The following is a 23,653-nucleotide window of genomic DNA, read 5'->3' on the forward strand; positions in this document are numbered from 1 at the left end:
CTATCCTGCCTCCTGCTCCCGCGCCCCGTCCTCGGCGGTCCGCGCTGCGGCCAGTGCCACCGCCGTTCCGACGAGCCCGATGTGGCTGAAGGCCTGCGGGAAGTTGCCGAGCTGGCGCCCGGCCGCGGTGTCGTACTCCTCGGCGAGCAGCCCCACGTCGTTGCGGAGTGCCAGCAGCCGCTCGAAGAGTTCGGTGGCCTCCTCGGTACGTCCGGTCATCAGCAACGCGTCCGCCAGCCAGAACGAGCAGGCGAGGAACGCTCCCTCGCCGCCCGGGAGTCCGTCGACGGCCGTGTTGTCCGTGCTGTAGCGGCGCACCAGTCCGTCGCTGCCCAGTTCGTCCCGTACGGCGTCCACCGTCCCGATGACGCGCGGGTCGTCCGGCGGCAGGAACCCGGTCCGGGCGATCAGCAGCGTCGCGGCGTCCAGCTCCCGCGACCCGTAGGACTGGGTGAAGGTGTTGCGCACCGGGTCGTACCCCTTCTCGCACACCTCCCGGTGCACGGCGTCCCGCATCGCCCGCCAGCGGTCCGCGTCGCCGGACAGCGAGGGGTCCTCCTCCAGACTGCGCACCGCGCGGTCGGCCGCCACCCAGGCCATCACCTTGGAGTGCACGAAGTGGCGGCGCCGGCCGCGGATCTCCCAGAGCCCCTCGTCCGGTTCGCGCCAGGTGGACTCCAGGAATCCGAGCAGGCTGAGCTGGAGGCTCCAGGCGTGCGGCGCGTCGTCCAGACCGGCGGACCGGGCCAGCCGGAGCGAGTCGATGACCTCGCCGTACACGTCGAGCTGACGCTGGCGCACGGCGGCGTTGCCGATCCGGACGGGGGCGGAGTTCTCGTAGCCGCGCAGCCACGGAAGCTCCGCCTCGGGCAGCCGGCGCTCGCCCGCCAGCCCGTACATGATCTGCAGATCGGCGGGATCCCCGGCGACCGCGCGCAGCAGCCAGTTCCGCCACGCGGCGGCTTCCTCCAGATAGCCGGCCGAGGTCAGCGCGCCGAGGGTGAGTGTGGAGTCCCGCAGCCAGCAGAAGCGGTAGTCCCAGTTCCGTACGCCGCCGATGTCCTCCGGGAGCGAGGTGGTGGGGGCCGCCACGATGCCGCCGGTCGGACCGAAGGTGAGCGCCTTGAGGGTGATCAGTGAACGGATCACGGCTTCCCGGTAGGGCCCCTCGTACGTGCACCGGGCGGACCACTCGGCCCAGTCGGAGAGGGTGTTCTCCAGCGCCTCGTACGGGTCGACGAGATCGGGGCGGGGCGAGTGCGAGGGATGCCAGGTCAGGACGAAGGCCACCTGTTCGCCCGCGGAGACGCTGAACGAGGAGCACGTGGAGAACTGCTGGCCCCAGGTCTTGACGGGCGGTTCGCTGCGCAGCCAGGCGGAGTCGGGCCCCGCGACCGCCACCCGTTGGCCCTGCGAGCGGCGCATCCACGGCACGACGGAGCCGAAGTCGAAGCGCAGCCGGATCACCGAGGCCATGTCGACCGTGCCGCTGACACCCTCGACGATCCGCATCACATCGGGCTCGTGGTCGCGCTGCGGCATGAAGTCGATGACCTTGACGGTGCCGGTGCGGGTCTCCCAGAACGTCTCCAGGACGAGGGAGTCACCGCGGTAGGCGCGGCGCGTACAGGTGTCCGCGCCCTTCGGGGCGATGCGCCAGTGGCCGTTCTCCTCGTCGCCGAGCAGCGCGGCGAAGCAGGCGCCCGAGTCGAAGCGGGGCAGGCAGAGCCAGTCGACAGAACCGTTCCTGCCGACCAGGGCGGCTGTCTGGAGATCGCCGATGAGGGCGTAGTCCTCGATGCGTGGGGTCACGTTGTGGCGTGTTCCCGAACCTGGCCCCCGCTAAGCAGCCACGGTGTCAGGAGAGGCGGGAGTCACCCCGGCGGGCGCCGGTCCGGACGCGCCGTCAGGCCTTCGCCGGCTCGGGCTCCGCCGCGTCGGCCTGCGCGACGGCCTCGGCCGCCGCCGCCACCCGGTCGCGCTTCTCCCGGCGGGCCAGCACCACGTAGCCGACCGGGACACCGGCGGCGAACAGCCACCACTGCACGGCGTACGCCATGTGCGGGCCGATGGAGCTGTCGTCGGGAGCCTCGATCAGCTCGGGGCTGTCGCCCTTCGGCTCCGGCCCGGTCTGCTCGATGTAGCCGCCGAGCACCGGCCGGGACAGGAGCTTCGCCTGCTGGGCACTGTTGATCAGCATCACCTGCCGGTCCGGCAGGTCCGAGATGTCCTTGATGCCGCTGGCGCTCGTCGTCTCGTCGGCCTTGAGCCGCCCGGTGACGGTCACCTCGCCCTTGGGCACGGCCGGCACGTCGGGGAAGGCGTGCTGGTCGGCGGCGGACGGGACCCAGCCGCGGTTGATCATGACCGTGCCGCCGCCCTTGAGGTCGAACGGGATCAGCACATGGACGCCGATGCTGCCGTCGGTGGCGGTCCTGCGCCGGACGACGACCTCGTGCTTCTCGTCGTACGTCCCGGTGGCCGTCACCGCACGCCAGTAGTCCGCGCGCGGAACGACGTGACCCGGGGAGGTGAGCCCGGCGACCGGCACGGGCTTCGCCTTGAGGTTGTGCGAGATCAGGGCGTTCTGCGCGACCTTGTGCTCATGCCGGTGCAGCTGCCAGAAGCCCAGCTCGACCATCGTCGGGATCATGACGAGGGCGATGAGGGCGAGAATCAGCCACTGCCGGGTCAACAGGAAGCGGTACACCCCATGACGGTACAACTGCGTCATGAGGTGCATCGCGGAGGGGGTGGGGGCAGGGGGGCGCCCGGTGCTCAGACTTTGTCGATGATGCCCACCTTCCCCTCCGCGCGGGCGCAGTGACCCCCGCAGAACCAGTGCCCGTCGACCTCGACACCCTGGCCGATGACCTGGACCCGGCAGTGCTCACAGATGGGCGCCATGCGGTGAATGGCGCAGGAGAAGCAGTCGAAGACATGAATCGCGCCCTGCGCGTGCACTTCGAAGGACATCCCGTAGTCGTTTCCGCATACCTCGCAACGTGCCATGCGCCACAGGGTGGGATGCCGGGGCGGCGGCGGGCGAGCGGCGGGCGGGCGAGTCGCCCCCGGTTCACTCCGATGACGGCGTCGGCGCCGGCACCTTCCCGGCCGGTGCCACGTCCCGCAGGAGATGGGTGAACGCGCTCTCCTCCAGGATCGGAGTGCCGAACGACTTCGCCTTCACCGTCTTCGACGTCGCCGCGTCCGGGTCGTTGGTCACGAGCAGGCTCGTCAGCCGGGAGACGCTCGTCGCCACGTGCAGTCCCGCCTCCACCGCCCGGTCCTCCAGGAGCTCGCGGTCGATCGAGGTGTCTCCGGAGAACGCCACCCGCATGCCCTGCATGAGAGGTTTGTCCTTCTCGTACCGCCCCGGATTCGGATACGGGCAGGCCGGACGCTTGCGCGAGGGGCGCCAGCTGCTCTGCGTGCCGTACGAGGGCTGGTAGCCGATCCGCGGGGTGACGGGGGAGTCCGACCACTCCGTCAGCGGCCGGCACTCCAGCAGCGGCAGCCGCATTCCGTCCCGCGCCGCAGCGTGCAGGCTGGGGCGGAACGCCTCGGCCAGCACCCGGGCGTCGTCCAGCGCGTGGTGCGCGCGCTGCTGCACCACGCCGAAGTGCGCGGCAAGCGACTCCAGCTTGTGGTTGGGCAGCGGCAGCCGCAGCTCCTTGGCGAGCGCGATGGTGCACAGCCGCTGCTGGACGGGGGCGATCACCGAGGCCCGCGCGTACTCTCGGGCGAGCATCGACCAGTCGAAGGCTGCGTTGTGGGCGACGAGGACGCGGTCGGCGAGCCGTTCGGAGAGCTGGGCGGCCACCTCCGGGAAGAGCGGGGCGCCTTTCAGGACATCGCTCGTCAGCCCGTGGATCCAGACGGGGCCGGGATCACGCTCCGGGTTGACGAGGGTGTACCAGTGGTCCTCCACGTTGCCCTGCGCGTCCAGGCGGTAGACGGCGGCGGAGATGATCCGGTCGTCCCGTGCGAGTCCGGTGGTCTCCACGTCGACGACCGCGTACCCCTGCGGGTAGGCGGTCGGCCACGGTGCTGCGGTCTGGCGGTCGTCGAGCATGGTCACAGAGAATACGGGCCGCCACCGACAGTCCCCTATTCGGCCGTCACCCCCGGGCCCTCCCTGATGAGTCGGCCCGGCTCCCGCGGACGGCCAGCAGCCCGTCCACCAGGGCCTGTACGGAGACGGCGAACATCCGGTCCGGGTCGGCGGGCCGGGCCAGTGTCCGGGCCAGAACCGGATCGTCGTCCGCGGTGGAGACGGACCACAGGTCCCCCTCAGCCGGCGACTGGACGGGCGACCGCTCCCGGTTGCGCTCGACGAGCAGGAAGCCGACGGTGTGGAACTGCACCGCCCGCACCGCGTCCGCCGCCCGCGCGCCGCGCAGCCCCGCGGAGTGGACCTCGTGGACGAGCGCCTGCTGGGCCGGCAGGAACATCTGTTCCGTCAGCCCCCGTTCGTGGACCATCGCGATCAGATGCGGACGGGCGCGCAGTTCGCGGCGCAGCCCCCGGGCCACGGAGACGATCCGGGCGGCCGGAGTGCGCCCGGCCGGACGCAGGGTGCCCATCTCCTGGACCGTGCGCTCGACGAGGGCGTCCAGCAGCGACTCGCGGTTGCCGACGTGCCAGTAGATCGACGTGACGGCGGTGCCCAGCTCGGCGGCCAGCTTGCGCATGGTGAGGGTCTGCGGTCCGTGCTGCCGCACGAGTCCCGCAGCGGCCGCGAGGACCTCCTCGCGGGTCAGCGACGATCGCGCCACGACTCCTCCAGTCTCCGGAACTCCGTTACACGCACGGCTATTTACCCTTCGCGAGCTCCGGTGTAACTGTGTTACAGAACCCGGCACGGACAACCGAGAAGGGTGGCACCGCATGGCACGTGTACGGTACGGCGCGCGCACCGAGGCCGAGATATCGGCGGCCCGCGAGGCCCGCTCCCGGCTCCCCGACATCTGGTCCACCGGCGTGAGCGCCGTCTGGGAGAGCGACCCCGACGCCGTGGCGGCCGTCCTCCCGCCGCCCCTGAAACCCTCCGGACGCCCGCTCGTCCGGGCGAGCATCAGCAAGGTCGACCTCCCCGGCTACCCCCTGGGCGCGGGCTCCGTCGCCGTCGCCGCCGTTCACGACGGGCACGAGGGCTGGTACCCGCTGGTCATGCCGATGACCCACGAGCGGGCCCTGACCGGCGGCCGTGAGGTGTTCGGCGAGCCGAAGAAGCTCGGCGAGGTGAGCGTGGAGCGCGAGGGGCTCGTCGTACGGGCCTCGCTCGCCCGTCACGGCATCGCCTTCGTCGAGATCCGCGGTGCGGTCGCCGAACCGCTTCCGCTGCCCGCACCGGCCACCAAGCTCGACTTCTACTTCAAGTTCCTGCCCGCCGTGGACGGTGAGGGCTTCGACGCCGATCCCGTACTGATCCACTGCACCCGCCACGAGAAGGTCCGCCGGCTGGAGCGGATCACCGGCGACGTGGTCCTGCGCGAGTCCATGTACGACCCGGTCGCCGACCTCCCCGTGCTCCGCGTCGTCGGCCTCACCATCGGCGAGAAGACCAGCGACCAGCAGGGCCGGGCCGTCGAGCGCGTGAGCGCCGACGCGCTGCTGCCGTACATCCACCAGCGCTACGACGACCCGCAGCAGATCCATGACGGCCCGCCGCAGGGGAGTGTCCGATGAGGCTTCAGGAGGGACAGACCGCCGTCGTCACCGGCGCCGCGAGCGGCATCGGCCTCGCGATGGCCCGGAGGTTCGCGGCCGAGGGACTGAAGGTCGTGCTCGCCGACGTGGAGGAGGGCGCACTCGACAAGGCGGCCGGTGAGCTGCGCGCGGAGGGCGCACAGGTGCTGGCCCGGCCCGTCGACGTCAGCGAGCGCGCATCCGTCCAGGCGCTGGCCGAGGCCGCGTACGACACCTTCGGCGCCGTGCACGTGCTGTGCAACAACGCCGGGGTCGGCTCCGGCGCCGAGGGCCGGATGTGGGAGCACGACCCCAACGACTGGAAATGGGCCTTCGCCGTCAACGTGTGGGGCGTCTTCCACGGCATCCAGGCCTTCCTGCCGCGCATGCTGGCGGACGGTGCCCCCGGTCACGTCGTCAACACCTCGTCCGGCGACGGCGGGATCGCCCCCCTGCCCACCGCGTCCGTGTACGCGGTCACCAAGTCCGCCGTCGTCACGATGACCGAGTCGCTGTACGCCCACCTGAGGGCGGAGGGCGCGGCGGTCGGTGCCTCGGTCCTCTTCCCCGGCCCGCACATGCTGCGCACCGGACTGTGGGAGTCGCACCGCAACAGGCCCGAGCGGTACGCCAAGGAGCGTCCGCGCCGCACCCCGTACCGCAGCCTCGACCAGTGGGAGGCCGCGATGAGGTCGGCGGGCCACGAGGTGGAGTTCACCCCCGTGGAGGACGTCGCCGCGACCGTCGTGGACGGGATCCGCGCCGACCGCTTCTGGATGCTGCCCGACAGCGAGCACAGCGACCGGCAGATCCGCGCCAGGTCGCAGTCGATGCTGGACCGGGCCAACCCGTCGTACCTGGAGAGTTTCGTTCTCGACTGAGGAGCCGGCCCTAGCGATGACTGACGACCCGTACCTGATCATCTCCTCCGACTGCCACGCCGGACTGCCCACCGAGGAGTACCGGCCCTATCTCGACAGCCGCTACCACCGCGAGTTCGACGACTTCCTGGCCGGCCGCGACCGCCGCCGCGAGGAGATGACCCGCCTCGGCGTACGCAACGAGGCCTTCGCCGACAAGTGGTTCCACGACAACGAGGAGGGCCTCAGGGGCGGCTGGGACAGCGCCCAGCGGCTCAAGGAGCTCGACGGCGACGGGGTGGCGGCCGAGGTCGTCTTCCCCGACGCGGACGCCGTGGACAGCCGCACCGCAGCCCCCTTCGGGGTCGGCCTCGGCCTCTCCGGCGACCAGGACCCCGAGCTGGGCATGGCCGGCGCGCAGGCCCACAACCGCTGGCTCGCCGACTTCGTCTCCCGGCACCCCGAACGCCACTGCGGCGTGGCCCTGCTGCCCGTCACCGGTGAGGTGGACCGGGTCGTCGCCGAGATCCACCGGGCCAAGGAGTCCGGCCTCGGCGCCCTGATGATCCCCTCGATGTGGGTGGACAAGGCTCCGTACCACGACCGCCGCTACGACCCCGTGTGGGCGGCGGCCGCCGAGACCGCGATGCCGATCGTCACCCACTCCGGCGCGGCGCCGCGCCACGAGTACGGCGACCATCTCGGCATCTACGTCTCCGAGGTCACCTGGTGGCCGTCCAGGCCCCTGTGGTTCCTCCTCTGGTCGGGCGCCTTCGAACGCCACCCCGGACTGAGGTTCGGCGTCGCGGAGTCCGGCTGCTGGTGGCTGCCGAACCTCCTGTGGTTCATGGACCGGCTCTACCTCGGCGCCCACGGCGGCAAGAAGCTCTCCCCGTTCGCCGAACTGAAGCGCCCGCCGCACGAGTACCTCGACCGGCAGGTGTTCGTCTGCGCCACCAACACCAAACGCCGCGAGCTCGCCCAGCGGTACGAGATCGGCGTCGGCAACATCCTGTGGGGCAGCGACTTCCCGCACCCCGAGGGCACCTGGCCCGACACCGCGAACTGGCTGCGCAACACCTTCCACGACATCCCCGTCGCCGAGACCCGCGTGATGCTGGGCCTCGCCGCGGCGGAGGTCTTCGGCTTCGACACCGACAAGCTCGCCCCGCTGGCCGCGCGCATCGGCCCCACCCCCGCCGACCTGGGCCAGAGCCCCGACCAGGCAGCGGTCGAGGCGTCCTGGGCCCGTTCGCGCGAGGTCGGCCGGCACTGGCTCACCGACCACGACTTCCCGGTCCTGGGGGCATCATGACGGACCGCTACACCGTCATCTCCGCCGACTGCCACGCCGGCGCCGACCTCCTCGACTACAAGCCGTACCTAGAGGCGGAGCACCACGACGACTTCGACGCCTGGGCGGCGACCTACGTCAACCCGTACGAGGACCTGGTCGCCGACACCGCCGACCGCAACTGGAACTCGGACCGCCGCCTCGCCGACCTGGAGGCGGACGGCATCGTCGCGGAAGTCGTCTTCCCCAACACCATCCCGCCCTTCTTCCCCTCCGCCTCGCTGATGGCCCCCGCGCCCTCCCGCCAGGAGTACGCACAGCGCTGGGCGGGGCTGCGCGCCCACAACCGCTGGCTCGCCGACTTCTGCGCCGCCGCCCCCGGCCGGCGGGCCGGCGTCGCCCAGATCCTCCTCAACGACCCGGCCGAGGCGGTGCGCGAGGTCCGGCGCACCAAGGAGGCGGGCCTGACCGGCGGCATCCTGCTGCCCGGCACCCCACCGGGCAGCGGCGTCCCGGAGCTGTACTCCGCGGTGTACGACCCGTTGTGGGCGGTCTGCGCGGAGCTGGACGTACCGGTCAACCACCACGGCGGCTCCGCCTCCCCGCCGCTCGGCGACGAACCGGCGGCCCGCGCCGTCTTCATGGTGGAGACCACCTGGTTCTCGCACCGGGCGCTGTGGCACCTGATCTTCGGCGGGGCCTTCCGCCGCCACCCCGAGCTGAAGCTGGTCCTCACCGAACAGGGCTCCGGCTGGATCCCCGGCATCGTGGAGATGCTCGACTACTACCACGGCCGGCTCGTCGCGGCGGCGACCCGGGCGGCCACCGCCGAGTCCAAGTTCGGTGCGGGTCTGTCGGCGTCGATGGGCGCACGCCCCAGCGAGGTCTGGCGCGACAACTGCTTCGTCGGCGCCAGCTTCATGCGCCCCCACGAGGTGCCGCTGCGCGACCGGATCGGCCTCGACAAGATCATGTGGGGCAGCGACTACCCGCACGACGAGGGCACCGCCCCCTACTCCCGGGAGGGCCTGCGGATCGCGTACGCCGGACTGCCGCCGGCCGAGATCGCGGCGATGACCGGCGGCAACGCGGCCCGCGTCTACGGATTCGACCTGGCGGCGCTGGACCGTATCGCGGCGGAGGTGGGCCCCACGGTGGCCGAGATCGCCGAACCCCTGAAGGAGGTACCGCAGGACGCCACCAGCCCCGCCTTCGCGCCGGGCGGATCGGTCCGCGTCTGGTGACGCCGGGGGTCTTCCGCCGCGACGGAACCCGAAGGTGAGACCATCCCCGGATGACGGACACCCCGGCACACGACGAACCGCACGGCAACGGACTCGGCGCGCGGCTCAACTGGCTGCGCGCCGCGGTCCTCGGGGCCAACGACGGCGTGGTCTCCACCGCCGGACTCGTCGTCGGTGTCGCCGGGGCCACCGGGGACCGCGGCACGCTCCTGACCGCGGGCCTGGCGGGGCTGCTCGCCGGGTCCATGTCGATGGCGGCCGGCGAGTACGTGTCCGTCTCCACCCAGCGCGACTCGGAGAAGGCCGCGCTGGCGACGGAGAAGCGCGAGCTCCGGGAGGCACCGGAGGCGGAACTCGTCGAGCTCACCGGCCTGCTGGAGGGCAAGGGGCTCAGCCGGGAGGTGGCCCGCGAGGCCGCAGTGCAGCTCACCGAACGCGACGCGCTGCGCGCCCACGCCGAGGTCGAGCTGGGCATCGACCCGGACGACCTGACGAACCCCTGGCACGCGGCGGGCGCCAGCTTCCTCGCGTTCACGGTGGGCGCGCTGCTCCCGCTCCTGGCGATCGTGCTGCCGCCCTCATCGGCCCGCCTCCTGGTGACCGTGCTGTCGGTCCTCGCGGCCCTGGCCCTCACGGGCTGGTGGAGCGCCCGGCTGGGCGATGCGGCGGTGGCCCCGGCGGTGCTGCGGAACATGGGCGGCGGCGCGGTGGCGATGGCGGTGACCTACGTGGCGGGGGAGTTGCTGGGGGCGGTGGGGGTGTGAGGGCGGCGCTCCGGGCGCCCGCCCTTGGCAGAAAGTGCCAACGGCTGCTGACAACACGTCTCGCATACTTGTTGGTAACAACGTCTAGTCCCCGGACGACCTGCCGCTCTACGGTGCAGGCATGCCGACGAACCTGCCCGATGTAGTGCTCTGGTCCATACCGGCCTTCGTCCTGCTCACCGTCCTGGAAATGGCGCTCCACCACTTCCACCCCGACGAGGACGCCGCCGGTTACGAGGCGAAGGACGCCGCCACCAGCATCACCATGGGGCTGGGCAGCCTGGTCTTCGACCTGCTGTGGAAACTGCCCATCGTGGCGGTCTACACCGCGGTGTACGAACTGACTCCGCTGCGGGTGCCCGTGCTGTGGTGGACCGTCCTGCTGATGCTGCTCGCGCAGGACTTCTTCTACTACTGGTCGCACCGCGGCCACCACGTCATCCGGATCCTCTGGGCCTGCCACGTGGTGCACCACTCCAGCCGGAAGTTCAACCTCTCCACCGCGCTGCGCCAGCCCTGGACCTCGCTGACTTCCTGGCCCTTCTACCTCCCGCTCGTCGCCCTCGGCGTCCACCCGGCGGCGCTCGCCTTCTGCTCGTCGGCCAACCTCGTCTACCAGTTCTGGGTGCACACCGAGCGGATCGACAAGCTGCCCCGGCCGTTCGAGTACGTCCTCAACACGCCGTCCCACCACCGGGTGCACCACGCCTCCCAGGGCGGCTACCTCGACCGGAACTTCGGCGGCATCCTGATCGTGTGGGACCGGTGGTTCGGGTCCTTCGCCGCGGAGACGGAGCGGCCCGTGTTCGGGCTCACCAAGAACATCGACACGTTCAACCCGCTGCGGGTCGCCACCCACGAGTACGCCGCCATCGCCCGTGACGTGCGCGCGGCGGGCAGCTGGGGCGAGCGGGCCGGGCGCGTCTTCCGCGGGCCCGGCTGGCAGCCGGCCGGGGCGGCCAACGCCGCGCCCGCCGCCCCCGTGCGGGAGCGCACCGGATGAGCGCCGACCCGCTCCCGGACGGCCGGCGGGAGCGCTGCGCACGTCTCCTGCTCATCGCCTTCCTCGTCGCCTGCGCCGTCGATCTCGTCGGGGTCCTCGCCGACGCCGGTCCGCTCCACCTCGTCGCCAAGCCGCTGCTGATGCCGCTGCTGGCCGGGTACGCCGCCGCCCGGCGCGGGCCCCGGCTGCTGATCGCCGCGCTGCTCTGCGGCTGGGCCGGGGACGTGTTCCTGCTGGCCGACGCCGATCTCGCCTTCCTCATCGGCATGGGCGGCTTCGCCGCGGGACACGTCTGCTACCTGCGGCTCTTCGGTCGTGCCCGAGGGGCCCTGCTGCCCGGCATCGGGTACGCCGTGGTCCTCACCCTCTTTGTCGTCCTGATCTGGGACGGGTTGCCGGCCGGGCTACGGGTCCCGATGGCCGGCTACAGCCTGCTGCTGACCGCCATGGCCTACCGGTCCGGCGTCCTCGGCCGGTACGCCGCCGCCGGAGGCGCGCTCTTCCTGCTCTCCGACGCGCTGATCGCCACCGGCATCGCCGACTGGCCGCAGCTGCCCGCCCCCGGCTTCTGGGTCATGCTCACCTACGTGGCGGCGCAGTTCCTGCTGACCCTGGGGGCGCTCGGGGCCCGCACGGCCAACGGGGCGTACCGTGAGCGGAGTATCAGCATCTGAGATCAGCAAGGACCCCCACCCATGCGCGCCACCGTCATCCACGCCCCCCACGACATCCGCGTGCAGGAGGTCCCGGACCCGGTGATCCAGCAGCCCACCGACGTGGTGCTGCGGGTCCTGCGGGCCTGTATCTGCGGCAGCGACCTGTGGGCCTACCGCGGCGAGTCCGCCCGGCAGCCCGGCCAGCGCATCGGCCACGAGTTCCTGGGGATCATCGAGGAGGCCGGCTCCGACGTCAACGGCTTCTCCGTCGGTGACCTCGTCGTCGCCCCCTTCGTCTGGTCCGACGGCAGCTGCGCCTACTGCGCCGAGGGGCTGACGACCTCCTGCCCGCAGGGCGGCTTCTGGGGCTCGGTCGGCTCCGACGGCGGGCAGGGCGAGGCCGTGCGCGTCCCGTTCGCCGACGGCACGCTGGTCAAGCTCCCCGCCGCCGCGGCCTCCGACGACCACCTGCTCACCGCGCTGCTGGCCCTCTCCGACGTCCTCGGCACCGGCCACCACGCGGCCGTCGGCGCCGGGGTGAAGCCGGGCTCCACGGTCGCCGTCGTCGGTGACGGCGCCGTCGGGCTGTGCGGCGTCATGGCCGCCAAGCGGCTCGGGGCCGAGCGCATCATCGCGCTGGGCCGCCACCGGGCCCGGACCGACATCGCCCGCGTCTTCGGTGCCACCGACGTCGTCGCCGAGCGCGGCGAGGCGGCCGTCGAGGCGGTCCGGGAACTGCTCGGCGGCGAGGGCGCCCACGCCGTGATCGAGGCCGTCGGCACCGAGCAGTCGATGCGCACCGCCGTCGACATCACCCGCGACGGCGGCTCGATCGGCTACGTCGGCGTACCGCACGGCAGCGGCACCGGACTGGACCTCGGCGTCATGTTCGACCGGAACATCGCCCTGCGCGGCGGGGTCGCCCCCGTGCGCACCTACATCCCGGAACTGCTCCCCGACATCCTGTCCGGCACCCTCGACCCGTCGCCCGTCTTCGACCTGGCCATCGGCCTCGACGAGGTTCCGGCCGGTTACCGGGCGATGGACGAGCGCACGGCGCTGAAGGTCCTCATCAAGCCGTGAGCCAGGCGGCCGCGTCCGCTCCCAGGAGGCCGGGCGGACGCGACCAGTCGGCGGGCGCGCCGTCGAAGGCGACCGGCGGCCGTGCGTAGCGCAGCCGCCCCAGGGGGCTGTCGGTCTCGGTGAGCCACTTCTTCGGGGCGTACGTGCCGTCCCGCGTCCCCCGGTCGGCCGAGGGCGGGATCTCGTCGGTCAGCCAGGCGGCGGTGCGGGCCAGCGACAGGGCGAGCAGCCGTGAGCCGCCCTCGTCGTGCTGCTCGGTCAGCGCCCGCAGCACGGCCCCGGCCAGCAGATAGCCAGTTCCGTGGTCGAGTGCCTGGGCGGGCAGCGCGCCCGGCGGGCCGTCCTGCGCCTGCGGGTCCGCCTCGGCCGCCGCGATGCCGGTGGCGACCTGCACCAGGCTGTCGAAGCCCCGCCGCCCCGCCCACGGACCGTGCCCCCAGGCCGACACCCGGGCGATCACCAGGCCCGGCCTGCGTGCGGCCAGGGACTCCGGGGCCAGCCCGAAACGCTCCAGCGCGCCGGGCCGGTAACCGGTGACGACCACGTCCGCCCCGGCCAGCAGTCCGTCGAAGGAGGCCCGTCCGGTCCGGCTCGCCAGGTCGAGGCTCACCGACCGCTTCCCGAACCCCGTGTCGCTGTGCGCGTCGGGGCTCTCCGGGAGCTGAGGGGCGTCGATCCGCAGGACGTCGGCGCCGAGCAGCGCGAGCGTACGGGTGGCGACGGGACCCGCGAGGACCCGGGTGAGATCCAGGACCCGCAGCCCGGCAGCGGGCCGCAGCGGCGCGCCGGCGAGCGCGGCCGTCCGCCGCGCGGGGGCGGCGTCGATCCGCGCACGCTCCACCAGCGGCACGCCGGTCAGGGCGAGGCGGCGGGGGTCGGCCGCCCATTCCCCGGGCGTCCCGGCGGCGACCGCCAGCCCGCCCGCCGAGTACACCGTCTGCTCGATCTCGGCCGCACGGCGCCCGGCGAAGGAAGCGGTCAGGGCCTCCACGGCCCGGTCGTCGGCGGTGTCCGCCGGCAGTCCCAGCGTGCCCAGCAACCGGCCCCGGTGGTGCGGGTAGTTGGCGTGCGTACGGACCCAGCCGTCGGCCGTGCGCCAGAACCGGGACAACGGGGCGAAGTTGGCGGGGGCGCGGCCGTCGATCCGCAGATGGCGCTCGCTGTGGAACGCGGTGGCCACCGCGCCGTCGTCGATCCGGACGCGGGGCACGGGCCCGCCGGTGCGGCGGGCCGACAGTTCGGCGGCGGCCAGGGAGCAGACCGCGACCGCGGCGCGCGCCAGCTCCCTCACGGGCAGCCGGGCGGGGAGCAGCCCGGCCGGGCCCGCGGCCTCGATCCGGGCGAGAAGTGCGGGGTCACCGCCGAGAGCGGCCCAGGCCTGCTCGGTGGCGGAGGCGGGGGTGTGTGTCATCCCCGCACTATGGCGCTGAGTGCCAGGTACGGAACAGGGTGGGGCGGGGAGAGGCCGGTCCCGCGGACCCAGGTGGCGGACCGGGCCGAAGGCCGGACCCGGTGCCGGAGGGAGACCGCGGCCGGCCGGACGGGGCCGGCACGGAACGTGCCCGTGCCGGCCCCTCGCGCCGTTCCCTACCAGCGCACCGCGTCCAGGGCGTCCACCACTCCGGCCCCGTAGAAGCCGTTGCGGTTCTTGCCGCCCTCGCAGACCGCGTCGACCGTACCGTCGCCGTCGATGTCGTACGGGTCACCGCACGCCGTGGCGTCGGCCTCCAGCGTCAGCAGGGCCTTGACCGCGGCCGCCGACGCGTACGGGTGCTTCGACTTGATCAGGGCCACCACGCCCGCGACGTGCGGCGAGGCCATCGACGTACCGGCCTTGTAGCCGTACTTCCCGCCGGGCAGCGTGGACAGGATCAGACCGCTCGTCGCCGGCGGCTCGGGCGTCTGGTAGACCGTCGAGTCCCCGCCCGGCGCGGCCACGTCGATGACGCCGTTGCCGTAGTTCGAGTACGAGGCCTTCAGCCCCTTCGCGCCCGTCGCCGAGACCGTCACGACACCCGGCAGCATCGTCGGGATGTCGAGGCACACCTTCGGGTCGATGGTCCGGGGGACCGGCGTGGTGTCGTTCGGGCTGGACGCGTCCTCGATCGTGTCGGCCGCCAGGTCCTCGGCCGAGTTGCCGGCCGCGGCGACGTTGACCGTGCCCTTGCTTTCGGCGTACCGGGTCGCCCGCGCGACGGCCTCGACCAGCGCGCCCTGGTCCGGGTCGTTCTTGCAGTTGTACATCCACGGGTCGGTGTAATAGCTGTTGTTCGTGACGTCGGCACCGTGGTCCGCCGCCCACATGAAGCCGCAGACGACCGCCTCGGTGTAGAAGAAGCCGTCCGGGTTGCCCACCTTGATGCCGGAGACCTTCACGCCCGGCGCGACACCGGTGACCCCGATGCCGTTCTTCGCGGCGGCGATGGTGCCCGCGACATGCGTGCCGTGATCGCTCTCACCGGTCTTCGGACGCCAGGAGCCGTCCGTGGTGTCCGGCGCGCCGGAGACACAGTTCGCCGAGCCGCCGCGGTCGAAGTTCGGCGCGAGGTCCGGGTGGGTGTCGTCGACACCCGTGTCGATGACCGCGACCGTGACCTTCGAACTGCCCAGCGACTTCTCGTGCGCCTTGTCCGCCTTGATCGCGGGCAGGTCCCACTGCAGCGGCTCCAGCGGGTCCTGGCCCTCCGTCGCCTGCGCGGCCGCGGTCCGCTCCTGCTGCGCCGTCAGCGGCTGCTCGACGCCGATGTCCTTGGTGGCCTGCGGCACGATCGGGTTCGTGCGGGTGGCGCCCGCCGAATCGACGCCCCTGACGCGGCGCATCGACTGCGCGAACTGCGGGTTCTGCGAGTGGGCGACGATGACCCCGATCCGGTCGTAGGCGATCACCACTGTGCCGCCCGCCTGCTCGACCGCCTTGCGCACCTGCTTGACGGTGCCGTGACCGCCCCGGGTGTTGATCACGTACGAGAGCTTCGGTCCGTCCGTCGACACCGCCGCCGAGGGAGCGGCATCCACCGGAGCGGCGGAGGCGGTGCCCGTCGGCAGGAAGCCGAGCGAGGCGGTGAGGGCCAATCCGACGGGCAGCGTCAGTGCGCGCGTCCGTCTGGATCCCAGATGAGCCATGGGGTCTCCACATCATCCGTGTCAGTCGACCGGATACGAGGCGTATCCGGTCGCGTACATGACGAGTGAAGCTATCGCTGATCATCCCCGCTCATCAATGAGTTCGAGAGATCCGTTTTCCACCGGGGCGTCCGAAGGGGTGACACGGAGAAGGCGGAAACCGCGGTGAACCGCTTCGCCGCGCGCTGCGTGCCGTTGTCAGGGGAAGCGCACCACCACTCCCCGATATCGAGGTCCCCCAGTGAAATCCACCGTCCCCACCACCGCACCCGCGTCGCGAGGAGAATCCGTGGCTACCGATGCACCGCCGCCCGAGGGCAGTACGGAGACCGGCCCCGCCCAGCCCACGACCGAGGCGTTCGTCGCGGAGCAGGCGAGCCAGGAATTCGGCGAACTCCGCCGCTCCTACCGCTCGTTCGCCTTTCCGCTGACCGTCGCCTTCGTCCTCTGGTACCTGCTGTACGTGCTGCTCTCCAACTACGCCGGCGGCTTCATGGGCACCAAGGTGTACAGCAACTTCAACGTGGCCTTCGTCTTCGGTCTCGCCCAGTTCCTCACCACCTTCCTCATCGCCTGGTTCTACTCGCGGCACGCCAACGCGAAGCTCGACCCGAAGGCCGAGGCCATCAAGTCCCGTATGGAGGCCGACGCATGAGCGCCGCGTACCACTCCCACACCGCCGTGACGCTCGCCGCCTCGTCCACCAGCGAGCACCGGCCGCTGATCATCTCGCTCTTCGCGATCTTCGTCGCCGCGACCCTCGGCATCACCGTCTGGGCCGGCCGCCAGACCAAGAGCGCCTCCGACTTCTACGCGGGCGGCCGCCAGTTCACCGCCTTCCAGAACGGCCTCGCGGTCTCCGGCGACTACATGTCCGCCGCGTCGTTCCTCGGCATCGCCGGAGCCATCGCCCTCTTCGGCTACGACGGCTTCCTCTACTCGATCGGCTTCCTCGTCGCCTGGCTGGTGGCCCTGCTGCTGGTCGCCGAACCGCTGCGCAACTCGGGCCGATACACCATGGGCGACGTCCTCGCCTACCGGATGCGCCAGCGCCCGGTCCGTACCGCCGCGGGTGTCTCCACCATCATCGTCTCGATCTTCTACCTGCTGGCGCAGATGGCAGGAGCGGGAGTTCTGGTCTCGCTGCTCCTCGGCATCACCAGCGACGCGGGGAAGATCCTCATCGTTGCGCTGGTCGGCGTACTGATGATCGTGTACGTCACCATCGGCGGCATGAAGGGCACCACCTGGGTGCAGATGGTCAAGGCCGTGCTCCTCATCGCGGGCGCCATCCTGATGACCTTCATGGTGCTGTGGAAGTTCGACTTCAACGTCTCCGACCTGCTGGGCACCGCCGCCGAGAAGAGCGGCCACGGCGCCTCGTTCCTTGAGCCCGGGCTCAAGTACGGGGCCACCGGCACCTCGAAGCTGGACTTCCTCTCCCTCGGTATCGCCCTCGTCCTGGGCACCGCGGGCCTGCCGCACATCCTGATCCGCTTCTACACGGTGCCGACCGCCAAGGCCGCCCGTAAGTCGGTCAACTGGGCCATCGGCATCATCGGCGCCTTCTACCTGATGACGATCGCGCTCGGATTCGGCGCCGCGGCCCTCATCGGCCCGGACGAGATCAAGGCGAAGAACCCGGCGGGCAACGCGGCGGCCCCGCAGCTCGCCGAGTACCTCGGCGGGGTCGGCACCACCGGCGGAGCCGTCATGCTCGCCGTCATCTCCGCCGTCGCCTTCGCCACCATCCTCGCCGTCGTCGCGGGCCTCACCCTCGCCTCCTCGTCGTCCTTCGCCCACGACATCTACGCCAACGTCATCCGCAAGGGGAAGGCCACCGAGAAGGAGGAGATGCGGGCCGCACGCTGGGCCACCGTCTTCATCGGCGCCGCCGCGATCCTGCTGGGCGCCTTCGCCCGCGACATGAACGTCGCCGGTCTGGTCGCGCTCGCCTTCGCCGTCGCCGCGTCGGCCAACCTGCCGACGCTCCTCTACAGCCTCTTCTGGAAGCGGTTCACCACCCAGGGCGCGCTGTGGTCGATCTACGGCGGACTCGCCAGCTCCGTGATCCTGGTGCTCTTCTCGCCGGTCGTCTCCGGGAACGCGAAGACCTCGATGTTCAAGGGTGTCGACTTCGCCTGGTTCCCGCTGGAGAACCCCGGCCTGATCTCCATCCCGCTGGGCTTCCTGCTCGGCTGGATCGGCTCCCTCCTGTCGAAGGAGGAGCCGGACAAGGGCAAGTACGCCGAGCTGGAGGTCAAGTCCCTCACCGGCATCGGAGCGCACTGAGAGCAGAAGTTCACAAGGAGTCGGGTGACCGCACCACCCCTTCGCCGCGGCCGCGTCGTAGAGTCCTACGACGCGGCCGCGCCGTACCTCGTGTCAAACGGGCCCCTCCGTTGTCACAGGTCTCGCGTAGTCTCGAAAGAGTCAGATACCGCAACCGGGAAGTCACCGGGGGAGGGGGCCCAACATGCTCATCGACACCTACGACCGGGTCGCCACCGACCTGCGTGTCTCGCTGACCGACCGCTGCAACCTGCGCTGCACCTATTGCATGCCCGAGGAGGGCCTGCAGTGGCTGGCCAAGCCCGACCTGCTGAGTGACGACGAGATCGTCCGGCTCGTCCGCATCGCCGTCACACGGCTCGGCATCACCGAAGTCCGCTTCACCGGCGGGGAGCCGCTGCTGCGTCCCGGGCTCGTCTCCATCGTCCAGCAGTGCGCGGCCCTGGAGCCGCGCCCGAAGATGTCGCTCACGACCAACGGCATCGGGCTGAAGCGGACCGCCGCCGCACTCAAGGCCGCCGGGCTGGACCGGGTCAACGTCTCCCTGGACACCCTGCGCCCCGACGTGTTCAAGACGCTCACCCGCCGCGACCGTCACCACGACGTCCTGGCCGGACTCGAGGCCGCCCGCGAGGCCGGGCTCACCCCCGTCAAGGTCAACACCGTCCTGATGCCGGGACTCAATGACGACGAGGCCCCCGACCTGCTCGCCTGGGCCGTGGAGAACGAGTACGAGCTCCGCTTCATCGAGCAGATGCCGCTCGACGCCCAGCACGGCTGGAAGCGCGACGGAATGATCACGGCAGGCGACATACTCCGGTCGCTGAGCACCCGCTTCGACCTCACCGCCGAGGAAGACGGCGAGCGCGGCTCCGCCCCCGCCGAGCGCTGGCTCGTGGACGGCGGACCCCACCGGGTCGGCGTCATCGCCTCGGTCACCCGGCCGTTCTGCCGGGCCTGCGACCGCACCAGGCTCACCGCCGACGGGCAGGTGCGCACCTGCCTGTTCGCCCGTGAGGAGACCGACCTGCGCGGCGCCCTGCGCTCGGAGGCGCCGGACGAGGAGATCGCCCGGCTCTGGAAGCTCGCCATGTGGGGCAAGAAGGCCGGATCCGGCCTCGACGACCCCTCGTTCCTCCAGCCGGACCGCCCGATGTCGGCCATCGGCGGCTGAGGGCTGTCGCGTCGTCCCTGGCTTACGCGGTCGGCGCGTCCGGCGACTCCCACTCGGCCAGTGTCACCACGTCCTTGAGGAAGCCCCGCACCCCCAGGAACGAGGAGAGGTGCTCCCGGTGCTCGTCGCAGGCCAGCCAGGTCTTGCGGCGCTCCGGGGTGTGCAGCTTCGGGTTGTTCCAGGCCAGCACCCACACGGCATCGGTGCGGCAGCCCTTGGCCGAGCAGACGGGGGCGGTGGCGGAACGCTCGGCCGCGGGGCCGGAATCGGATTCGGGGGAGTTCACGGACTCAACCCTAGAGCCTGATCCGGACGGCAGTCCCGTGGCATCCCCGCCGGAGAAATGGCGACGCCGAGCAGCCACGGGGGGAGCTGCCCGGCGTCGGTCCGTCGCTCCGACGGGGGATGCGGAGCGCTAGGAAAGTATGTCACGCAGACCGGGGTGCAGTGCACTGGAACTTCATGATTGATCTGAGCTTTTCTTGAGCTTGGGGCGCGCCGGTGCTCAGCCGTGCTCCTGCGGATCCGCACTTCGGAACGCGTGTCCGCTCTCCGGACCCGGCTCCGCCGGACCGGCCGCCGGGGCGGCACCCAGAGCGGGCCGCGTCGGCGCCGGCACGAAGGTCGAGGGAAGGGAAGGGCTGGTCTCCCGGCCCGCGTTGGCGATGACGACCGCGACGTACGGGAGCAGCACCCCCAGCGCGAGCGCCACGATCGCCACATGACGTTCCACGTTCCACAGGACCGCGGCGGCCACCACCGAAACGGTGCGCACGGACATCGAGATCACATAGCGCCGCTGTCTGCCGCGCACATCCTCCGCGAGCCCCTGCCGGGCCCCCGTGATCCGGAAGACCTCCGCGCTGCTCTGCTTTCCCCACACGTCTCCACCAACCTTCCCCGAGCTCATGACGAACTGGGGGAGACCCCGTTCCTGCGCCGGACGCTCCCCGGACCGGACCGGATCCCACGGTACGCCCGCCCTCCCCCCGGTTCGAGACCGGGGCGCGCCGCATACGTCCACTCCGCGGCCCGGCTGCACGTACGGACCTGTCCGACATGCGGCGTACCGGACCAGCACCGAGACTGGGCGGACATGCGCGACACCGCGTCGCACAAGGAGGCGACATGAGCTGGTTGTGGGCAATCATCGTGGGCCTGGTGCTCGGTCTGATCGCGAAGGCGATCCTGCCGGGCAAGCAGGAGATCCCACTCTGGCTGACGGTCATCTTCGGCATGATCGGCAGCATTCTCGGTAATGCTGTCGCCACCTGGATCGGCGTCAACGACACCAAGGGCATCGACTGGACACGTCATGTGCTCCAGCTGATCGGAGCCGTGGTGGTGGTCGGTGTCGGCGACATGCTCTGGGCCTCGTTCCGGGGCAGCAGGCAGAAGACCTGAACCACGCACAGCACAGCAGGACGGCGGGGCACGCATCGTGCGTGCCCCGCCGTCCCGCTGCCGCCGCGGCTCAGCCGGCCGTGACCTCGATCGCCGCCAGGTTCTTCTTGCCCCGGCGCAGCACCAGCCAGCGCCCGTGCAGCAGCTCCTCACGGGCCGGAGCCGCCTCACCGTCGACGGCCTTCACGTTGTTCACGTAGGCGCCGCCCTCCTTGACCGTGCGCCGGGCACCCGACTTGCTCGGTGCCAGACCGACCTCGACCAGCAGGTCGACCAGCGGGCCGAGCTCGGTGACCCGCGCGTGCGGGACCTCGGACAGCGCGGCACTCAGGGTCGCCTCGTCCAGCTCGCCGAGCTCGCCCTGGCCGAAGAGCGCCTTCGACGCGGCGATGACCGCGGCGCACTGGTCCGCGCCGTGCACCAGCGTCGTCAGCTCCTCGGCCAGCGTGCGCTGCGCCGTCCGCGCCTGCGGCCGCTCCTCGGTGACCTTCTCCAGCTCCTCCAGCTCGGCGGGGCTCAGGAAGCTGAGGATGCGCATGTAGCGGGAGACGTCGCGGTCGTCCACGTTCAGCCAGAACTGGTAGAACGCGTACGGCGTGGTCATCTCCGGGTCGAGCCAGACGGCGCCGCTCTCGGACTTGCCGAACTTGGTGCCGTCCGCCTTCGTCATCAGCGGGGTCGCCAGCGCGTGCACCTCGGCACCCGGCTCCAGGCGGTGGATCAGGTCGAGACCCGCGGTGAGGTTGCCCCACTGGTCGCTGCCGCCCTGCTGGAGGGTGCAGCCGTGGCGCCGGTACAGCTCCAGGAAGTCCATGCTCTGGAGCAGCTGGTAGCTGAACTCGGTGTAGCTGATGCCCTCGTCGGACTCCAGCCGCCGGGCGATGGACTCCTTGGTGAGCATCTTGTTGACCCGGAAGTGCTTGCCGATGTCCCGCAGGAACTCGATCGCGGACATGCCCGCGGTCCAGTCCAGGTTGTTCACCATGACCGCCGCGTTCTCGCCCTCGAAGGACAGGAAGGGCTCGATCTGGGACCGCAGCCGCGCCACCCACGCGGCGATCGTCTCCGGGTCGTTCAGCGTGCGCTCGGCGGTCGGCCGCGGGTCACCGATCTGACCGGTGGCCCCGCCCACCAGGGCGAGCGGCCGCAGGCCGGCCTGCTGGAGCCGGCGCATGGTGAGCACCTGCACCAGATGGCCGACGTGGAGGCTCGCCGCGGTGGGGTCGTAGCCGCAATAGAACGTGACGGGACCGTCCGCGAGAGCCTTGCGCAGTGCGTCCTCGTCAGTGGACTGGGCGAACAGCCCGCGCCACTTCAGCTCGTCGACGATGTCCGTCACGGTTCCGTGTCTCCTCAGCAATGTGGATCGGATGAGCTGCCTGCCTGTATCGAAAGACAGCAGATCTCAGGCAGCAGTCAGTCTAAGGGCTGTCCCGCACCCCCTGGCGGGCGCGCGACGACAGCTACGGCACCTCGCGGCGTTGTCGGAACGCCCGAATACATCCGGTATTCGGGCGTCCCTGCGCCTTGCGATGCACCGCATCCGACGCCGCGTGCTGATCCACCAGGAATTGCGGGACAGCCCTTGGGCGGGTCATACGCCCCGGCTCACCGAGCTCATGTTGAAGTCCGGGATGCGCAGCGCGGGCATCGCGGCCCGGGTGAACCAGTCGCCCCACTCGCGCGGCAGCGTCTTCTCCGTCCGGCCCGCCTCGGTGGCCCGCGACAGCAGGTCCACGGGCGACTCGTTGAAGCGGAAGTTGTTCACCTCGCCGACGACCTCGCCGTCCTCCACGAGATACACCCCGTCGCGGGTCAGCCCGGTCAGCAGCAGCGTCGCCGGGTCGACCTCCCGGATGTACCACATGCAGGTCAGCAGCAGTCCGCGGCCGGTCGTCGCCGCGACCATCTCGTCCAGGGACCGCTCGCCGCCGCCCTCCAGCACCAGGTTGTCGATCGCCGGGGCCACCGGCAGCCCGGTGAGGCCCGCCGTGTGCCGGGTGGTCGTCAGCCGGTCGAGACGGCCGTCCCTGATCCAGTCGGTGCGGCCCAGCGGCAGCCCGTTGTCGAAGACCGACCCGCCGTCCCCGGAGGAGTGGGCGATGACGAACGGCGCGGATTCGAGCCCCGGCGCGTTCGGATCGCTGCGCAGGGTCAGTGGAAGCGGGGACAGGGTCTCACCGAGCCGCGTTCCGCCGCCCGGCTTGGAGAACACCGTCCTGCCCTCGGCGGCGTCCCGGGCGGTCGCCGACCACAGCTGGTAGATCAGCAGGTCGGCCACGGCGGTCGGCGGCAGCAGTGTCTCGTACCGCCCGGCAGGCAGCTCGATCCGGCGCTCCGCCCAGGCCAGCCGCTGCGCGAGCCCGGCGTCCATCTCGGCCGGGTCGACGTCCTTGAAGTCACGCGTCGAGCGTCCCGCCCAGGCCGAGCGCGAGCGGTCGGGCGACTTGGCGTTCACCTCCAGTGTGCCGTTCGGCTGGTCGTGGCGCAGTCGCAGCCCCGTCGACGTACCCAGGTACGTCGAGGTCATCTCGTGGTTGGCGAAGCCGTAGAGCTCACGGCCGCCGGAACGGGCCCGGGCGAAGGCGTCGCCGAGCGCGGGGGCGAACGCCGCGAAGACGTCCGAGCCCGTCTCCGCGGGCGCGTCCGTGAAGTCGGGGGAGTCCGGCACCCCGGTGACCAGCGGCTGCGCGTCCTCGGCCGGGCCGGCCCCGCGCGCGGCGGCCTCGGCGGCCCGCACCAGCGGCTCCAGGTCGGCCGCGGTGACGGCGGCCCGGGACACCACACCGCAGGCTGCGCCCTCGGCCCCGTCGACCGTGGCGATGACGGTCAGGGTGCGGCCCCGGGTGACGCCGTTCGTGGTGAGCGCGTTGCCGGCCCAGCGCAGATTGGCCGACGACTCCTCGTCGGCGATGACCACGCAGCCGTCGGCGGTGGACAGTTCGAGCGCGCGCTCGACGATCTCGTGCGGCTTGCTGACGCGGCTCATCGTCCCGCCTCCTGCGTCGTGTTGAGACTGTGCCTGCCCGGGGAGCGGCCCCCGGACCCCCGGCCGGTTCCGTGGT

At 71.6% G+C, this 23,653-nt stretch carries 23 protein-coding genes; 12 read left to right on the forward strand and 11 right to left on the reverse strand.

The window, feature by feature from the left end; genetic code table 11:
- From ACGFZA_RS38180 to ACGFZA_RS38200, 5 genes are all read right to left on the reverse strand, one after another.
- Positions 1–1,812: a glycoside hydrolase family 15 protein gene (locus tag ACGFZA_RS38180; protein WP_385280724.1), complete on the reverse strand. Its 1,812-nt coding sequence runs from the start codon at positions 1,810–1,812 to the stop codon at positions 1–3.
- A 94-nt stretch (positions 1,813–1,906) separates the two neighbouring features.
- The gene (locus ACGFZA_RS38185) at positions 1,907–2,710 is read right to left on the reverse strand and encodes an SURF1 family protein (RefSeq protein ID WP_393685337.1); all 804 of its coding nucleotides are present in this window, start codon (positions 2,708–2,710) and stop codon (positions 1,907–1,909) included.
- Positions 2,711–2,778: 68 nt separating this feature from the next.
- Positions 2,779–3,012, reverse strand: a complete 234-nt coding sequence (locus ACGFZA_RS38190) for a hypothetical protein (protein ID WP_073735263.1) — start codon at positions 3,010–3,012, stop codon at positions 2,779–2,781.
- Positions 3,013–3,076: 64 nt separating this feature from the next.
- Positions 3,077–4,081, reverse strand: coding sequence for a DEDDh family exonuclease (locus tag ACGFZA_RS38195; RefSeq protein ID WP_393685297.1), 1,005 nt, complete (start codon positions 4,079–4,081; stop codon positions 3,077–3,079).
- 40 nt (positions 4,082–4,121) lie between these two features.
- Positions 4,122–4,778: a TetR/AcrR family transcriptional regulator gene (locus ACGFZA_RS38200; RefSeq protein ID WP_393685299.1), complete on the reverse strand. Its 657-nt coding sequence runs from the start codon at positions 4,776–4,778 to the stop codon at positions 4,122–4,124.
- 112 nt (positions 4,779–4,890) lie between these two features.
- Between ACGFZA_RS38200 and ACGFZA_RS38205 the strand changes: the two genes are divergently transcribed.
- From ACGFZA_RS38205 to ACGFZA_RS38240, 8 genes are all read left to right on the forward strand, one after another.
- Positions 4,891–5,691, forward strand: coding sequence for an acetoacetate decarboxylase family protein (locus tag ACGFZA_RS38205; RefSeq protein ID WP_385280715.1), 801 nt, complete (start codon positions 4,891–4,893; stop codon positions 5,689–5,691).
- On the forward strand, positions 5,688–6,572 hold the full coding sequence (locus tag ACGFZA_RS38210; protein WP_385280712.1) for an SDR family NAD(P)-dependent oxidoreductase: 885 nt from the start codon (positions 5,688–5,690) through the stop codon (positions 6,570–6,572). The genes ACGFZA_RS38205 and ACGFZA_RS38210 overlap by 4 nt, the downstream gene beginning before the upstream one ends.
- A gap of 16 nt (positions 6,573–6,588) precedes the next feature.
- Positions 6,589–7,866: an amidohydrolase family protein gene (locus ACGFZA_RS38215; protein ID WP_385280709.1), complete on the forward strand. Its 1,278-nt coding sequence runs from the start codon at positions 6,589–6,591 to the stop codon at positions 7,864–7,866.
- Complete coding sequence (locus ACGFZA_RS38220) at positions 7,863–9,089, forward strand: amidohydrolase family protein (protein WP_393685302.1); 1,227 nt, start codon at positions 7,863–7,865, stop codon at positions 9,087–9,089. Before ACGFZA_RS38215 ends, ACGFZA_RS38220 begins: the two co-directional genes overlap by 4 nt.
- Before the next feature lie 50 nt (positions 9,090–9,139).
- Positions 9,140–9,853 carry a VIT family protein gene (locus ACGFZA_RS38225; protein ID WP_385280703.1) on the forward strand — a complete coding sequence of 238 codons (714 nt, stop codon included), beginning with the start codon at positions 9,140–9,142 and terminating at the stop codon, positions 9,851–9,853.
- Between the two features lie 121 nt (positions 9,854–9,974).
- Positions 9,975–10,856 carry a sterol desaturase family protein gene (locus ACGFZA_RS38230; protein WP_393685304.1) on the forward strand — a complete coding sequence of 294 codons (882 nt, stop codon included), beginning with the start codon at positions 9,975–9,977 and terminating at the stop codon, positions 10,854–10,856.
- Positions 10,853–11,530: a lysoplasmalogenase gene (locus ACGFZA_RS38235; protein ID WP_393685306.1), complete on the forward strand. Its 678-nt coding sequence runs from the start codon at positions 10,853–10,855 to the stop codon at positions 11,528–11,530. Before ACGFZA_RS38230 ends, ACGFZA_RS38235 begins: the two co-directional genes overlap by 4 nt.
- Positions 11,531–11,551: 21 nt before the next feature.
- Positions 11,552–12,595, forward strand: a complete 1,044-nt coding sequence (locus ACGFZA_RS38240; RefSeq protein ID WP_393685308.1) for a zinc-dependent alcohol dehydrogenase family protein — start codon at positions 11,552–11,554, stop codon at positions 12,593–12,595.
- On the opposite strand, the gene ACGFZA_RS38245 is transcribed toward ACGFZA_RS38240, so the two are convergent.
- Positions 12,585–14,006, reverse strand: coding sequence for a CoA transferase (locus ACGFZA_RS38245; protein WP_393685310.1), 1,422 nt, complete (start codon positions 14,004–14,006; stop codon positions 12,585–12,587). The two genes, ACGFZA_RS38240 and ACGFZA_RS38245, sit on opposite strands and share 11 nt — an antisense overlap.
- A 176-nt stretch (positions 14,007–14,182) precedes the next feature.
- A complete protein-coding gene (locus ACGFZA_RS38250) occupies positions 14,183–15,718 on the reverse strand; it encodes a S8 family serine peptidase (RefSeq protein WP_385280692.1) in 1,536 nt (511 codons plus the stop codon).
- 289 nt (positions 15,719–16,007) lie between these two features.
- Between ACGFZA_RS38250 and ACGFZA_RS38255 the strand changes: the two genes are divergently transcribed.
- The 3 genes from ACGFZA_RS38255 to moaA all read left to right on the forward strand — a co-directional run bounded on the left by ACGFZA_RS38255 (position 16,008) and on the right by moaA (position 19,184).
- On the forward strand, positions 16,008–16,373 hold the full coding sequence (locus tag ACGFZA_RS38255) for a DUF485 domain-containing protein (RefSeq protein ID WP_385280689.1): 366 nt from the start codon (positions 16,008–16,010) through the stop codon (positions 16,371–16,373).
- On the forward strand, positions 16,370–18,010 hold the full coding sequence (locus ACGFZA_RS38260) for a cation acetate symporter (protein ID WP_385280686.1): 1,641 nt from the start codon (positions 16,370–16,372) through the stop codon (positions 18,008–18,010). The genes ACGFZA_RS38255 and ACGFZA_RS38260 overlap by 4 nt, the downstream gene beginning before the upstream one ends.
- 184 nt (positions 18,011–18,194) lie before the next feature.
- The gene (moaA, locus tag ACGFZA_RS38265) at positions 18,195–19,184 is read left to right on the forward strand and encodes a GTP 3',8-cyclase MoaA (RefSeq protein WP_385280683.1); all 990 of its coding nucleotides are present in this window, start codon (positions 18,195–18,197) and stop codon (positions 19,182–19,184) included.
- A 22-nt stretch (positions 19,185–19,206) separates the two neighbouring features.
- Here the strand turns inward: moaA and ACGFZA_RS38270 are convergent, their stop codons facing one another.
- Both ACGFZA_RS38270 and ACGFZA_RS38275 read right to left on the reverse strand, forming a co-directional pair.
- On the reverse strand, positions 19,207–19,470 hold the full coding sequence (locus ACGFZA_RS38270) for a hypothetical protein (protein ID WP_385280680.1): 264 nt from the start codon (positions 19,468–19,470) through the stop codon (positions 19,207–19,209).
- 219 nt (positions 19,471–19,689) lie between these two features.
- Complete coding sequence (locus ACGFZA_RS38275) at positions 19,690–20,094, reverse strand: DUF3099 domain-containing protein (RefSeq protein ID WP_385280677.1); 405 nt, start codon at positions 20,092–20,094, stop codon at positions 19,690–19,692.
- A gap of 218 nt (positions 20,095–20,312) precedes the next feature.
- Here ACGFZA_RS38275 and ACGFZA_RS38280 point away from each other — a divergent pair, with 218 nt between their 5' ends.
- Complete coding sequence (locus ACGFZA_RS38280; RefSeq protein WP_385280674.1) at positions 20,313–20,588, forward strand: GlsB/YeaQ/YmgE family stress response membrane protein; 276 nt, start codon at positions 20,313–20,315, stop codon at positions 20,586–20,588.
- Positions 20,589–20,658: 70 nt separating this feature from the next.
- Here ACGFZA_RS38280 and tyrS read toward each other — a convergent pair whose 3' ends face one another.
- Together tyrS and ACGFZA_RS38290 are read right to left on the reverse strand one after the other, a co-directional pair.
- Positions 20,659–21,927 carry a tyrosine--tRNA ligase gene (gene tyrS, locus ACGFZA_RS38285; protein ID WP_385280671.1) on the reverse strand — a complete coding sequence of 423 codons (1,269 nt, stop codon included), beginning with the start codon at positions 21,925–21,927 and terminating at the stop codon, positions 20,659–20,661.
- A 255-nt stretch (positions 21,928–22,182) separates the two neighbouring features.
- Complete coding sequence (locus ACGFZA_RS38290; RefSeq protein ID WP_393685316.1) at positions 22,183–23,577, reverse strand: metallopeptidase TldD-related protein; 1,395 nt, start codon at positions 23,575–23,577, stop codon at positions 22,183–22,185.
- Between the last annotated feature and the right edge of the window lie 76 nt (positions 23,578–23,653).

Origin of the sequence: Streptomyces sp. NPDC048211 (genome assembly GCF_043202315.1) — a bacterium.
In the GTDB taxonomy this organism is placed as follows: Bacteria; Actinomycetota; Actinomycetes; order Streptomycetales; family Streptomycetaceae; genus Streptomyces.